This window comes from Shinella sp. G-2, from assembly GCF_050172695.1.
In the GTDB taxonomy this organism is placed as follows: domain Bacteria; phylum Pseudomonadota; class Alphaproteobacteria; order Rhizobiales; family Rhizobiaceae; genus Shinella.
Genome location: NZ_JBBEYH010000043.1, coordinates 1 through 13,822 on the forward strand (window position 1 = coordinate 1; position 13,822 = coordinate 13,822).

General features: G+C 65.1%; 11 protein-coding genes. 6 read left to right on the forward strand and 5 right to left on the reverse strand.

Going from position 1 to position 13,822, the window contains the following annotated elements:
• The first annotated feature begins 92 nt into the window (after positions 1-92).
• From V8U06_RS28505 to V8U06_RS28530, 6 genes are all read left to right on the forward strand, one after another.
• Positions 93-1,535: an aldehyde dehydrogenase family protein gene (locus V8U06_RS28505; RefSeq protein WP_427143549.1), complete on the forward strand. Its 1,443-nt coding sequence runs from the start codon at positions 93-95 to the stop codon at positions 1,533-1,535.
• A gap of 22 nt (positions 1,536-1,557) precedes the next feature.
• The gene (locus tag V8U06_RS28510) at positions 1,558-3,105 is read left to right on the forward strand and encodes a biotin carboxylase (protein WP_427143550.1); all 1,548 of its coding nucleotides are present in this window, start codon (positions 1,558-1,560) and stop codon (positions 3,103-3,105) included.
• Between the two features lie 6 nt (positions 3,106-3,111).
• A complete protein-coding gene (locus V8U06_RS28515) occupies positions 3,112-4,128 on the forward strand; it encodes a C45 family autoproteolytic acyltransferase/hydolase (protein WP_427143551.1) in 1,017 nt (338 codons plus the stop codon).
• A gap of 19 nt (positions 4,129-4,147) precedes the next feature.
• Positions 4,148-5,395: a D-amino acid dehydrogenase gene (locus tag V8U06_RS28520; protein WP_427143552.1), complete on the forward strand. Its 1,248-nt coding sequence runs from the start codon at positions 4,148-4,150 to the stop codon at positions 5,393-5,395.
• 61 nt (positions 5,396-5,456) lie between these two features.
• On the forward strand, positions 5,457-7,244 hold the full coding sequence (locus V8U06_RS28525; RefSeq protein WP_427143553.1) for an alanine racemase: 1,788 nt from the start codon (positions 5,457-5,459) through the stop codon (positions 7,242-7,244).
• Positions 7,245-7,263: 19 nt separating this feature from the next.
• The gene (locus tag V8U06_RS28530; protein ID WP_226922431.1) at positions 7,264-7,602 is read left to right on the forward strand and encodes a RidA family protein; all 339 of its coding nucleotides are present in this window, start codon (positions 7,264-7,266) and stop codon (positions 7,600-7,602) included.
• A gap of 83 nt (positions 7,603-7,685) precedes the next feature.
• Here the strand turns inward: V8U06_RS28530 and nadE are convergent, their stop codons facing one another.
• From nadE to V8U06_RS28555, 5 genes are read right to left on the reverse strand one after another with little or no spacing between them, the layout of a single operon-like run.
• Positions 7,686-8,666, reverse strand: coding sequence for an NAD(+) synthase (gene nadE / locus V8U06_RS28535; RefSeq protein WP_427143554.1), 981 nt, complete (start codon positions 8,664-8,666; stop codon positions 7,686-7,688).
• Positions 8,663-10,183 carry a class I adenylate-forming enzyme family protein gene (locus tag V8U06_RS28540; protein ID WP_427143555.1) on the reverse strand — a complete coding sequence of 507 codons (1,521 nt, stop codon included), beginning with the start codon at positions 10,181-10,183 and terminating at the stop codon, positions 8,663-8,665. The genes nadE and V8U06_RS28540 overlap by 4 nt, the downstream gene beginning before the upstream one ends.
• A gap of 13 nt (positions 10,184-10,196) precedes the next feature.
• A complete protein-coding gene (locus V8U06_RS28545) occupies positions 10,197-10,451 on the reverse strand; it encodes an acyl carrier protein (protein ID WP_226922434.1) in 255 nt (84 codons plus the stop codon).
• Positions 10,448-12,406 carry an asparagine synthase (glutamine-hydrolyzing) gene (asnB, locus tag V8U06_RS28550; RefSeq protein WP_427143556.1) on the reverse strand — a complete coding sequence of 653 codons (1,959 nt, stop codon included), beginning with the start codon at positions 12,404-12,406 and terminating at the stop codon, positions 10,448-10,450. The genes V8U06_RS28545 and asnB overlap by 4 nt, the downstream gene beginning before the upstream one ends.
• Before the next feature lie 5 nt (positions 12,407-12,411).
• Positions 12,412-13,488, reverse strand: coding sequence for a hypothetical protein (locus V8U06_RS28555; RefSeq protein ID WP_427143557.1), 1,077 nt, complete (start codon positions 13,486-13,488; stop codon positions 12,412-12,414).
• Between the last annotated feature and the right edge of the window lie 334 nt (positions 13,489-13,822).

Below are 13,822 nucleotides of genomic sequence, written 5' to 3' on the forward strand. Positions count from 1 at the left end.
GACCGCATCCGCAACCCGTTCCGTCCCAACCGTGATCGAAATCAAGGCCGGCTCGCCGCTGGCCGAAGCCCTGACAGCGTGAGGTAAAGGCCATGCGGAACCAGCTCTTCATCGATGGCCGCTGGCAGGATCCGATGGAGCCGGGCCGCATTCCCGTCTTCGACCCCTTCCGCGGCACCGCCTATCACGAAGTCTCCGCCGGCGGGCCGGCGGATGTCGACAAGGCGGTGGCCGCCGCCAAGGCCGCTTTCCCGGCATGGCGCGACGCCGGCGGGCGCGAGCGCGCCCGCTACCTCGGAGCGATCGCGGAAAGGCTTCGGGACCGCGCCGAGGAGCTTGCGCGCCTTTCGTCCCGCAACAACGGCAAGCCGATTGCCGAGGCGCGCATCGACATGGCCGATGCCGCCGCCTCCTTCGCCTATTATGCCGAGCAGGCCATCGCCTTGCAGGATCGGCAGGATGCCGCCGTTGCCTTGCCGGACGACGGCTTCCATGCTCGCCTGCGCATGGAGCCGGCAGGCGTCGCGAGCCTCATCGTGCCGTGGAACTTCCCGCTGGTCACGACCGCCTGGAAAGTCGCCCCCGCGCTTGCGGCCGGCTGCACCGTGGTGCTGAAGCCATCGGAAATCACCCCCGTCGTGGAGCTGGAACTTGGCGCCATCGCCGAAGAGATCGGCCTGCCGCCCGGCGTGCTCAACATCGTCACCGGCACCGGCGACCGTGTCGGCGCGCCGATGACCATCCATCCCGATGTCGCGAAGGTCTCCTTCACCGGTTCGAATGCCGTCGGCGCGCGCATCATGGCGGCCGGTGCGCCGGGCGTCAAATCGGTCAGCCTGGAGCTCGGCGGCAAGTCGCCCATCGTCGTCTTCGCCGATGCGGATTTCGACGAGGCGGTGGAATGCGTGCTCGGCGGCATCTTTTTCAATGCGGGGCAGATGTGTTCTGCAACATCGCGCCTTCTGGTGGAAAAATCGATTGCGCCAAAGCTAATAGACGCCATAATCGCCGGAAGCCGGGCGCTGAAGCCCGGCGATCCACTGGATGAGGGGACTGCAATCGGCCCGATCACCATGAAGGCGCAGCACGACAAGGTGCTCGCCTATATCGAGCGCGGCAAGGCCGAAGGCCTGACACTGCTTTCGGGCGGTGGCAAGCCGGCCGGTCTGGAAGGCTGGTTCGTCGAACCGACCATCTTCGCCGACGTGCCGACGACAAGCGCCCTCTGGCGCGAGGAAATTTTCGGGCCGGTCCTGTGCATCCGCACCTTCGAGACGGAAGAAGAGGCCGTCGCGCTCGCCAACGATTGCGACTTCGGCCTCGTCGCGACCGTCGTCGGCGGTGACGACGAACGGGCGAACCGCGTCGCGGACGCCATCGAGGCGGGTCATGTGTGGATCAACAGTCCGCAGGCCATTTTTGTCCAGACATCGTGGGGCGGCTTCAAGGCGAGCGGCATCGGCCGGGAACTCGGTCCCTGGGGCATGTCGTCCTATCTCGAAGTCAAACACGTCACATCGCGCCTGAAACACTAACGCAAACGACGGACCGGGGGGCATGTCGAAAAAGAAGAAAGAGCGGAAGAAAGACAAAAAAGAAAAGAAGCGCGACAAGCGCGAGAAGCACTCGAAGTCACCTGAGGGGTACATCATGGAAACCATCCGCAACGTTGCCGACCTTCGCGTCGTCATGCACCGCAACGAGCGTCCGATCTATTTCATCTCCGCGACGAACTTCAACCTGATCGGCATCGACGAATGGGTGCGGAACTTCAAGTTCGTGAGCTACATCGACTGCTTCGACGGTCGCCACCCCAATGTGTTCGTCCCCTCCGAAATCCCCCATGCCGAATTCGAGAGCATCGAGGACATCAACAACTACCTGCTCCAGCACAAGGAAGTGATCGACTACATCACGAAGCGGGGCGGCCGGGCCGTCGCCACCTTCCTGATGTTCGACGAAACGACCGAGGAGATCTGCAAGGATCTCGGCATCGAGATCTGGTTCCCCAAGGCCAAGCTCCGCCAGCGTTGCGACAACAAGATGGAGACCGTGCGCATCGGCAACAAGGCGGGCGTGCCCTCCGTGCCGAACACGCTGGCCCCCGCGCGCACCTATGAGGAACTGCTGGCCTCGGCGAAGAAGGCCGGCATCGGCAAGGATCTCGTGGTGCAGACCGCCTTCGGCGACAGCGGCCATACGACCTTCTTCATCGCCAGCGAGGAAGACTACAACCGTCACGCCGCGGAGATTTCCGCGGAAGACGAAGTGAAGATCATGAAGCGCATCAAGTGCCGCGGCGCGACCATGGAAGCCTGCACCACGGCCTCCGGCACGCTCGTCGGCCCACTGCTGACGGAAGTCGTCGGCCAGCCGGCGCTGACGCCCTACAAGGGCGGCTGGTGCGGCAACGAGATCTTCCCCGGCGCATTCTCGGAAAAGATCCGCGCCAAGGCGCGCGACATGGCCTATCGCTTCGGCAACCAGCTTCGCGAGGAGGGTTATCGCGGCTATTTCGACCTCGATTTCCTCATCGATATCGAAGACAACGAGGTCTATCTCGGCGAACTGAACCCGCGCATCTGCGGCGCCAGCTCGATGACCAACCACGCCGCCTTCGCCTATGCCGATGCGCCGCTCTTCCTGTTCCATCTCATGGAATTCTCCGGCATCGACTACAAGATCGATGTCGAGGAACTGAACAATCGCTGGGCGCAGAAGGAATTCATCGATTCCTGGTCGCAGGTCGTCATCAAGTCGACGGAGGATCTCGTTGACATCGTCACCCATGCGCCGGCGACGGGCGTCTACCGCATGGCGTCCGACGGCAGCGTGTCCTACGACCGCTTCGACTATCACCGCCAGGCGATCGAGAGCGAGCAGGAAGCCTTCTTCCTGCGCATCACCGGCCCCGGCGACTACCGCTACGAGGGGGCCGACCTCGGCATCCTCATCACGCGCGGACGGGTGATGGACGACGAATTCGAGCTGAACGAGCGCGCCAGCAACTGGATCAAGGGCATCAAGCGCCTCTATGCCAGCAAGCCGCTGACGGAAATCCAGCGCGACGACGCGCCGGAGGCCGGCTCCTTCAAGATCCTGTAGGGCATCATGGACCTTCAGTTTGAAGCCATCGACGAAGACATGCCCGGCCCCAAGTGGCGCCGGGTGTTCGATCGCCACTGGCACGCCTATAGCCGCTGGTTCGTGCGCGACGGGGTCCGTTCGCGCCCGACCTATTTAATGAGCCTCAAGGCCCTGCGCACGCATATGCCGGAGCTGGTGCCGACCTACGAGGCCATCGTCGCGGCGGCCGGCGGGGGAGACCTCGAGGCCCGGTTTCTCTCCATGTGGTGCCCGCCCTTCTATGTCGGCGGGTGTTCGCAGGCGATCCTGACGGGTGCGGAACCGGCGCTCATCCGCAACTACGACTACAGCCCGCGCCTTCTCGAAGGCACCTGGCTCGCCTCACGCTACAACAAGCGGGTGGTGGCGGTGGTCGATTGCCTGTGGGGCGTGCTCGACGGCGTCAACGAGGACGGGCTGACCGTCTCGCTTTCCTTCGGCGGGCGCACGGCGGCAGGGCAGGGGTTCGGCATTCCCGTCGTCCTGCGTTATGTCCTGGAATTTGCCAGCAGCACGGCGGAAGCCGTCGCCATGCTCCAGCGCATTCCCGTGCACATGTCCTATTCCATCGCCATCATCGACCGCCAGGGCAACCACGCAACCGTCTATGTCAACCCCGACCGGCCGACCGAGGTGGTGGAGCGACGCGTCAGCACCAATCATCAGCACGGTGTCGAATGGGCGCGCCATGCCGAGACCACCAAATCGGTGGAGCGCGAGGCATCGCTGGAGAAATCGCTGGCGGGGGCAGCGAATATCGAGGCCCTCCTTTCCAGCTTCCTGCGTCCGCCGGTCTATCAGACCTCCTACGGGCGTGGCTACGGCACGCTCTACACCGCTCTCTACAGGCCGCTGGATGCCTCGGTCGAGCTGGTCTGGCCGGGTTCCACCTGGCGACAATCCTGCGAGACCTTCACGGAAGAGGTCCGCATCATCCGCTTCAACGACGGGGATTCCGGCGGCTTCGCGCCGACCTTCAAGCAGGGCGCGGTGAGCAGCTAGGGATTTTGGGAGACTGACAATGAAAGTAGTTGTTCTTGGCGCCGGTGTCGTTGGCACCGCGGCGGCCTGGTATCTGTCGAAAGACGGCCATGACGTGACCGTCCTGGAGCGTCACGAGGACGTGGCGCGCGGCACCAGCCAGAGCAATGCCGGCCTCGTCTCACCGGGCGATTCCACGGCCTGGGCCTCGCCGGGCGCACTCACCACTTTCATGAAGTCGCTCTTCCGCTCCGATCTCGGCATCAAGGTGCGCTTCAGCCTCGATCCGCAGTTTCTTTCCTGGTGCATGCGCTTCCTCATGCAGTGCACGCAGGCCCGCGCCGATGCCAATACCGAGGTGAAGCTGCGGCTCGCCTTCTACGCCCGCCAGTGCATCAACGCGCTGCAGGAGGAAACCGGCATTTCCTATGACGACCGGCGCAAGGGCATTCTCTACTTCTATCGGTCGCAGCAGAGCATGGACGCCGGCGCCAAGCACATGCGCTACATCGCCGACCGGGGCCTCGAGATCGAGGTGGTCGACCGCGAGCGGCTGGTGACGCTGGAACCGGGCCTTGCAGCGGTCAAGCACCAGCTTGCCGGCGGCGTCTATTCGCCGATGGACCAGACGGGAGACAGTTCCCTCTTCACCCGAAGCCTCGCCGAACAGGCCCGCGCACGCCACGGCGTCGATTTCCGTTTCCGGACGACCGTCACGGGCCTCGACGTTCAGGGCGGGCGGGTCAAGGCAGTGCTGACGGACAAGGGGCCGGTCGCCTGCGATGCCGTCGTGCTGTCGCTCGGGCCGGAAAGCGCGCTGCTGGCGCGCAAGATCGGTATCGACGTGCCCGTCTATCCCGTGAAGGGCTATACCGCGACGCTCCCCATCGACGCCGACAAGGGACCGACCATGGGCGGCGTCGACGAAGACCGTCTGATCGCCTATTCCCGCCTCGGCAATCGCCTGCGCCTCGCCTCCACCGCCGAGTTCGCCGGCTACGACCGCTCGTTCAAGCCCGCCGATTTCACGACCATGTTCAAGACGGCGCACGATCTCTTCCCCGGCGCCATCGACGAGACGAAGGCGGTGCTCTGGTCTGGCCTGCGCCCCATGATGCCCGGTTCGGTGCCGGTGCATGGACGGGCGCGCTACGAAAACCTGTTCCTCGATACCGGCCACGGCCATGTCGGCTGGACCATGGCCTGCGGTTCGGGAAAGCTCGTCGCCGACCTCGTTTCCGGTCGCAAACCCGACATCGACACCGCGGGCCTGCTCTACAGGAACTAGGCGTTCCGGCAAAAACGCGAACCGGCTTTCGGTTCGCACATGCGACAAACAAGGGATTGCCATGTCCGATCCGCAAATCTCCATCGATCTTGCCCGCATCGAACGGAATGCCCGCGCCGTGGTGGACCTTTGCCGCGCCTCCGGCATCACGCCCTTCGGCGTCACCAAGGGCACCTGCGGCATGCCACAGGTGGCGCGCGCCATGTTGCGCGGCGGCATCGCCGGCATCGCCGAATCCCGCTTCGAGAATATCCGGCGTCTGCGCGACGCCGGCATCGACTGCCCGATCATGCTGCTGCGCTCCCCGCCGCTGACGCGGGTGGAGGAACTCGTGCGCACGGTCGACATCAGCCTGCAATCCGAACTGCAGTTGCTGCGCGAGATTTCCCGCGTCGCCGAACGGCTCGGCAAGGTGCATGACGTCATCCTGATGATCGATCTCGGCGACCTGCGCGAGGGCATCTGGCCGAACGACCTCGTGCCCACCGTCGAGGCGGTCATGGAACTGCCGGGTGTGCGTATCGCCGGCGTCGGCACGAACCTCACCTGCTTCGGCGCGATCATCCCGACGCAGGAAAACCTGACGCAGCTCGTCGGCCATGCCTACAAGGTGGAGAGCATCACCGGCCGCCCGCTCGACTGGGTATCCGGCGGCAATTCCTCCTCGCTTCCCCTGCTGCTTGCCGGCGGCATGCCAGCAGGCGTGAACAACCTGCGCATCGGCGAGGCGATCCTGCAGGGCGGACGCGATACGTTCCTCACCGAGCCGTGGGAAGCGCTCGACCGCGATGCCTTCGAGCTGACCGGGGAACTGCTGGAAGTGAAGACTAAGCCGTCCCTGCCCATCGGCCAGTCCGGTCTCGATGCCTTCGGCAATGCCCCTGTCTTCATCGATGAGGGGGACCGGCTGCGCGGCATCGCCAATATCGGCCGCGAGGACGTCATCGCCGAAGGCCTTATCCCCACGCGGCCGGGCGTGCGCGTGCTCGGCGCATCGAGCGACCATCTGGTGCTCGACCTCACCGAGGCCGACCCGCCGCTGCATGTCGGGGAAAATGTCAGCTTCCGCATGAACTACGGCGCGCTGCTGACCGTCATGACGTCTGAATATGTGGAGAAGGTACCGATGCGAGATGTGCACGAGGCCGGCGAGCGCAAGACCTACACCATCGAGACGGATGCCATCGGCGGCGCGCTGGTCGTCGTGCAGAACGTTGCCGAGCGCATTGACCATCTCGGCTTCGAGCGGGGTGCGGATGAAAAGGCTCTCGCGCTTTCCATTTCCGCCCGCCGGCGCGACACGCTGTCCCATGTCGAGGCTGCCGGCCGCAAGCACGATGCGCTCGGCCTTGTCTGGCTCGATTCCGATGCGGCCATGATGCCGGACGCCGACCCGGCCGTCCCGCCACCGGAAAACGCCGTGCTGCGCCGCATGCTCTCTCGCCTGCCGCCCTATATCGCGCCGGAGAACATCGTTCTTCTCGGCCTGCGCAATGCCGCGCCGGAGGAGGTGGAGGCGCTGAAGGCCTCGCGCATGCGTATCTTCACCATGGCGGAGATCGATGCGGTCGGCCTGCGGCAGGCGATGCGCGATGCCATCGCCATCGCATCCGCGGGAACGCGCGGCTTTCATCTCTGCTATTCGCCGACAGTCACCGATATGTCCGGCTGGAGCGGCGGCATCGGCGGCATCACGGTGCGCGAGACCCATTCGGCCATGGAGATGGCGGCGCTAAGTGGCAAGTTGCGTTCGCTGAGCGTTTCGGGCATTGATGCCGCGCTGCCGTCACCGATCGGCGCGGAATGCGCCAACTTCATCCTCTCGGCCTTCGGCAAAACCATTCTTTGATCAAACAGGGAGACTTTTCATGATCAAGCGTATCAAGCCCGGCAAGCGCTTCTGCGAAGCTGTCGTCGTCAACGGCGTCGTCACCACGGCCGGCGTCACCGGCGAAGGCGCCGACACGGTCGCTCAGACCCGCGACATCCTGGCGACGATCGACGGCCTGCTGGCCGAAGCCGGCACCTCCAAGGCAAAGCTGCTCACCGCCAACATCTGGCTGCGTGACATTGCCCACTTCAGCCAGATGAACGAAGTCTGGGACCAGTGGGTCGACAAGGACAACCTGCCGGTCCGCGCCACGGTGGAAGCCCGTCTTGCGGCTCCCGAACTGCTGGTCGAAATCCAGGTCACCGCGCTCGTCTGAGCCTGACCCGATCAAAAAAGGGCCAAGGCTGCGCAAGCGGCCTCGGCCTTTTGATTCAGTCCATCCGTTTCAGCCCGTTCGTATCAGCTAATGACGAGCGGCGCGCTGTGAAGATAGCGGGCGACCTTGCGCTTCGCCGCGATATCCGCCCAGACCAGCTCGACATCACCCGCCTTCAGGCCTGTCGCCTCGGCGACCGTCTGTGCCGGCAGGGCGTTTTCCAGACCATAGAGGCAGATGTCCATCTTGCCGTAGGGCAGGGCGAAATAGAACTCTTCCTGCGTTTGCGGCAGCGAATAGGTGTCGGTCGTCGGCGGGCGGGAGAGGATTTCCGCCGGCACGCCGAGATAGGCGGCAAGCTGATAGACCTGCGACTTGTAGAGATGGGCGATGGGCTTGATATCGGCCGCGCCGTCGCCGTTCTTGACGAAGAAGCCCTGGTCGTATTCCAGCCGGTTCGGCGTGCCGAGCACGGCGAAGTTCAGCCGGTCGGCGTGGTAATATTCCAGTTGCTTGCGGGTGCGCTGCTTCATGTTCGTCGCCGCGACGATGCCGAGATAAGCACTGGCGGAAAGGCGCACCTTGCGCGTCTCGCCGTCCGGCGAGCGCACGACCAGCGAGGAAATGTTGTAGCCGCCCGTCGTCATGGGATTGTCGAACACGATCTTGGACGCCCAGCCGGCGCCGTATTCCGGCACGGCCTCGCGGATGAAGGCGTCACGCCGTTCGTAGCAGCCCATGGCCGCGAGCGACGGGCCGATATCCTCCACCACGCTCTCGATGCCGAAGGTCGCGGCAACGCTGCGGCCGAGGCGCAGGCTGTCCGGATCGGAATCATTTTCCGGCATGTAGAGCGCGAAGACGTTCTTCGCACCCAGCGCCCGCACGGCGAGTGCTGCCGACAGGCTGGAATCGATGCCGCCGGAAAGGCCGAGCACGAGGCCGCGCTTGCGCAGGTCCTTGCGCAGCTTCTCGCGCATCCAGGTGGTGATGCGCTCCACTTCCGCGGCTGGATCGAGCACGAGCGGCGCGAAGGAGGGCGTATGGGACATCGGTGCGGTCATGCGTTCGATCCTGTCGTGGTGGCGGATTGGGCGGCGAGCCGGCGGCTTGCCTTGCCGGATTCGGTCTTGGGAAGGGTCTCCCGGAATTCGACGACCTTCGGGACCATGTGGTCCTCGAGGTTCTGCGCACAGAAGCGCATGACATCCCGTTCGGTCAGCGCCGGGTTGGCGGCAACGACGATGGCCTTGACGGCCTCGCCCAGCACCTCGTGCGGCACGCCGACGACCAGCGCCTCGGCGACGCCGGGCATGCGGTGCAGCACGTCCTCCACGGCCTTCGGCGCGACCTTCTCGCCGCGCGGCTTGATGATGTCGTCCGTGCGCGCGACGAAGGTGAGGTAACCGTCCGCATCCGCCGTGAAGAGGTCGCCGGTATGGAGACGGAGCGCACCGGTGCGCGGATCGGGGCGCAGCGCCTTGCGGGTCGCGTCTTCCTTGCGCCAATAGCCGCGCATGACATTCGGCCCGCTTATCACCAGTTCGCCGACCGTGCCCGGCGGAACCGGCAGTCCCGTCTCGTCCACCACCTCGGTGCGCGCACCCGGAATGGCGATGCCGACGGAGCCGCGTCTGACATCGATGGCCTCAGGCGGAAGATAGGTGGCCCGGGTGCATTCGGTCTGGCCATACATCACGAAAAGCCGCACATGCGGCAGGGCGGTCCGCAGCCAGTCGATATGGGCGCCCGGCAGGGGGGCGGCGGCGCTGGTCATGTAGCGCAGACTGGCAAACAGCGAGGGGTCGAACTCGCGGGCCTGCATCATCATCGCGGCCATCGCCGGCACCAGCGGGAAGCCCGTGACACGCTCATCGCGGATCTTTTCGAAGATTGCCTGCGGAAAGGCGAAGGACTTTTCGATGACGAGCGTCGCACCGACCTTCATCGCGGTGACGAGTTGGTTGAGCCCGTAGCCGAAGGACATCGGCAGGACGACGAGGATCGTGTCGGCGGCCGTGTTTTCCAGATAGGATGTGATCGACCGGGCGGCCGCGTCTATGTTCGCATGCGCGAGCATCACGCCCTTCGGCGCGCCGGTCGAGCCGGACGTGTAGATCAGCGCCGCAAGCTCGTCGTCCGCTCCGGCCTGGGGCATGAACGGCGCCGCCGCGAGGCCGGCTTCGAAGCTCCCGCCGTCGCCGGTCACCAGGCGGGGAAGGGCGGCAAGCGCAACGGTTGCGTCGACCAGCCGCTCGAGCCGGCCTTCCGTGACGAGAATGGCCGGCGTGCAATCCTCGGCGATCTCGGCCAGCCGCGGTCCCTTGCTCGACGGGTTGACTGGGCAGATAACCGCGCCCGCGATCCACGTCGCGAAGACCGTCACAGCCGCCTGCCAGCCGTTGTCGAGAAGGATCAGCACGCGGTCGCCGCGGTCGACGCCGCTCGCGCGCAACGTCGTTGCCATTCGGCTGGCAAGACCGAGGAAACGCGCATAGCTCAGCCGCGTGTCGCCGGAGACGATCGCCGTCTTCCCGCCATCGTGCGCTGCGCTTTCGCGTAGATAATCCTCGATCCGCATGACGGTTGCGCCTTCAGGCTGCCTGCTTGCGCTCGATGAAGCCGGCGATGCGATCGATCGTATCGAGGTTCGTCGGCACGATATCGACGTCGGCGACGGCGATGGCGAAACGCTCCTCGAGGAAACCGACGAGTTCCAGGATGCCGGTGGAATCGATCAGGTCGTTGTCGATCAGCGAGAGATCCGCCGGCAGCGGATGGCTCTCGTCGCCGAACAGGAAGTTTTCCACGATGAAGGCGCGGATGGCGGCTTTCGTTTCTTCGGTCATTGTGCAGCGTGTCCCATGCTTGATACGGGTTGTGATGATTGCGCGGCCGCGCCGCGCAGGAGTTCCGTCGAAAGGATTCCGATGAAGGCCGCATTGTCGCGGAAGCCGGCGGCCTGGCCCTTCAGGACCTTGTCCTTCAGCTTGCCGACCATCTGGGCGTTGAACAGGCCGCCCTCCGCCAGTCGTTCCGGCGACAGGACGGCGTCGAGATAGGCAGGCCTTGCCGATCCGGCAAAGGCCTCGGCGTCCGGCGCGCGATAGGGCTGCTTCGGCCGGTCGATGATCGCCTCCGGCACGATGCCGCGTGCGGCCTGCTTGAGGATGTGCTTTTCCCGCAGCCCCAGCAGCTTGGCGTCGGGGGAAAGGCGCGTGGCAAAGTCGACCACGCGGGGGTCGAGGAAGGGGAAGCGACCCTCCACGGCATTGGCCATCATCACCCGGTCGCCCTGGCTGGAGAGGATATAGCCCGGCAGCAGGAAGGCGGTTTCGAGATATTGCGCCTGATGCAACGGGTGCCAGCGGCCGAAGTCGGCCGGCAGCCGCCCCGCAAGGTCGGCAGCGGCATCGTAGTCGCCGATGGCCTCCTTGAGGCCAGCGGAGAAGAACAGCTTCGCCGCTGCCGTCGAGCGGAAGCGGGGGCGATGGGAATAGAGCGGATCGTCGAGCGCTTCGGAGCCGAAAGCGAAGAAGCGCGCCAGATATTCCGGCGTCTGCTGCTTGAGACCGGGCAAATAGGGATAGAGCCGCTGGAAAAGGCGCGAGCGCCGGGCGGAGTCCGGCTGCCGGCCGCAGAAGCGGCGCACCCGCGCCTCGCGGAAAAGGTCGTAGCCCGCGAAGATCTCGTCGGCGCCTTCCCCCGTCAGAACCACCTTCATGCCGCGCTCGCGCACCCGCGCCGAAAGGAGATGGAGCGGAACAGGTGCCGTGCGCAGGATCGGGCAACCGATCTGCTGCATGACGGCAGGCATGCGTGAGACGATGGCCTCGGCCGGGCATTCCACGCTGTCCGCCTCGGCGTCGAGCGTTGCGGCCATCCGGCGCTGCCAGCTGCTCTCGTCATGTTCCTCGCTACGGAAGGTCAGCGAGAAGGTGCGCAGACCCCGCGTCACCGTTTTGGCGGCGAGAGCGGCGATGAAGGAAGAGTCGAGGCCGCCCGAGAGATAGGCGCCGACGGGCACGTCGGCGCGCAGGCGAATACGGGTCGCGTCCGCGAGGAGGGCCCGCAGCTCCTCGGCCTGCGCCGCGACCGGGCCGGCCGGCGGGACGTCGCTACGGTCGGGATAGGAAAGTCGCCACCAGGGCCGGACCGTGCGCTGTCCGTCCTGCACGGTCATGACATGGCCGGGCGGAAGCTCATGGATACCACGGAAAGCGGTGCGCGGCGGAATGGGGCACCAGAGGGTGAAGATCTGGTCGAGCGCCAGCGGATCGATCTCGGCCGTCATGCCGGGGAGGGCAAGCAAAGCCCCGACCTCCGAGGCAAAGAAGAGCGCGCCCTCATGCTCCGCATAGAAGAGCGGCCGTACGCCCATGCGATCGCGCGCCAGCACGAGCGTGCGCGTCCGGGCGTCATGCAGGGCGAAGGCGAAGTCGCCGTTGAAATCCGAGAGGCAGTCGAGCCCCTTTTCCGCATAGGCGGCGAGCAGCACCTCCGTGTCGGAGGAGGTGCGGAAGCGGTGGCCGCGCGCGGCGAGGTCTTCGCGCAGTTCCACATAATTGAAGATTTCACCGTTGAAGGAGACGGCAAGGCCAGCCTCCTCGCGGGTCATCGGCTGCGCGCCATCGGCAAGGCCGACGATGGAAAGGCGGGTGTGGGCAAGGCCCGTATCGCCGCGCCGCCATACGCCCTCGGCGTCCGGGCCGCGATGCCGCAGAGCGGCGATCATACGGGCGAGGTAATCCGCGGCCTTCTCGGGCGCGATGGTGTTTCCGTGATATCCCGCGATCCCGCACATGCCGGTTACTCGAAACTGTCGCCGATCAGGCGCGTCCAGCCCTCACCGGCAAGGCCATTCAGGAAAGCGCGGCCGTTCGTCATCGCGTCGACAAGCGCCGGGTCGCGCGAATGCACGACGGTGGAGGATGCGTGGAGGAAAGCGATCTTCTTGCCGATCATCGCCTGCAGCAGCGCCGGCTGCGTCTGGCCCCGAATGGCGACGAGGCCGCGTTCATGGGCACTGCGCAGCAGGCAATCGATCACGATCGATTCCTGACCGGGCGCTGCCATGATCTGCACCGTGCGCCCGATGCCGCCAGGGTTTCCATAATAGAGATAGAGGCCGACGACCTTGCCGGATCGGGTCTTGACGAGATGGCAGATGCGCTCGCCATGATGGGCCTTGCGGGCCGCGTGCCGAAGCATGTCCCGCAGCACGGGTGGCTCCCACAACGGACGAAGGGCGAAGGGGGTCAGCAACTGCCGGCAGGCATCGATGACGTCGTCATCCGTCGCCGGTGTCGCGACGAAGGCATCCGCCTTTCCCGCAAGAGACGTATAGTGCGACCAGGCCTGCTTGTCGCCCGGCCGGAAGAGAAGCCTGTCGGCCAGCCGTGCGGCAGGCTTTGCCAGCCGCGCAAGGGCAATCCGCCGCGAGGCGGCTTCCACGACAAAGGCAGAAGGTTTCAGGATGCGCAGCCAGTCGAGACTGTAGGGGCCGAGAACATGCGCCCGCGCCGTGCGCCACATCTCCGTGGAGACATCGTTGGAGGTCTCCGTGAAGGAAAGGGCCTGCGGCCCGGAAAGCACGTCGCGCAGCAGGCGCGCGCCGGCAAAAGGATCGGTGTCGCGGTCGTCACAGGCGAAGGTGCCGCAATTGGCCGCCCACAGGCGTCGCCCCTCGAACTCCATCTCCATCGGCAGGACACCGAGAAAACCCGAGACCGTTCCATCGGCGCGGACATGGACACGGGAATAGAGCCCCGCATCGCGGTTCGCGCCATCGAGGAAGAGCGTGCAGAGATATGCCTTGAGATTGGCGCTCGCCGGCATATCGGTCTTGCGCAGCAAACGCTGGAAGAGGTCTGCAACGGCCGCCACGTCGCCGGCTTCAAATGAACGTACGCTCGACATCTCGACCCACTCAGAACCCGTTCCATTGCGGTTCCCGGTGGAAAATCCCACCGATCCCTGCTTACCCGACGACCGATGAAGAAAAGGTCAAAAAGCGTTTGCCGCGCATCGCCTCGATGGAGGAGTCCCTGGTATTTCAATGACGGACGCCAGAAGACGCACCCTTTGCCTTGAAATCCGGTGGTCGACTGTTCTTTGAGACTTTCCCGAGAGGGAAGATCAGCCCCATCGGGCGTCGATTTTGTTATTGTTTCATTAAGCCTGTTGTATCGATTGGGGTGTTGTTTTCCCGAAATCGATC

Coding starts and splice junctions, on each gene's coding strand:
- V8U06_RS28505 (WP_427143549.1), top strand. CDS start 93: ATGCGGAACCAGCTCTTCATCGATGGCCGCTGGCAGGATCCGATGGAG.
- V8U06_RS28510 (WP_427143550.1), top strand. CDS start 1,558: ATGTCGAAAAAGAAGAAAGAGCGGAAGAAAGACAAAAAAGAAAAGAAG.
- V8U06_RS28515 (WP_427143551.1), top strand. CDS start 3,112: ATGGACCTTCAGTTTGAAGCCATCGACGAAGACATGCCCGGCCCCAAG.
- V8U06_RS28520 (WP_427143552.1), top strand. CDS start 4,148: ATGAAAGTAGTTGTTCTTGGCGCCGGTGTCGTTGGCACCGCGGCGGCC.
- V8U06_RS28525 (WP_427143553.1), top strand. CDS start 5,457: ATGTCCGATCCGCAAATCTCCATCGATCTTGCCCGCATCGAACGGAAT.
- V8U06_RS28530 (WP_226922431.1), top strand. CDS start 7,264: ATGATCAAGCGTATCAAGCCCGGCAAGCGCTTCTGCGAAGCTGTCGTC.
- nadE (WP_427143554.1), bottom strand. CDS start 8,666: ATGACCGCACCGATGTCCCATACGCCCTCCTTCGCGCCGCTCGTGCTC.
- V8U06_RS28540 (WP_427143555.1), bottom strand. CDS start 10,183: ATGCGGATCGAGGATTATCTACGCGAAAGCGCAGCGCACGATGGCGGG.
- V8U06_RS28545 (WP_226922434.1), bottom strand. CDS start 10,451: ATGACCGAAGAAACGAAAGCCGCCATCCGCGCCTTCATCGTGGAAAAC.
- asnB (WP_427143556.1), bottom strand. CDS start 12,406: ATGTGCGGGATCGCGGGATATCACGGAAACACCATCGCGCCCGAGAAG.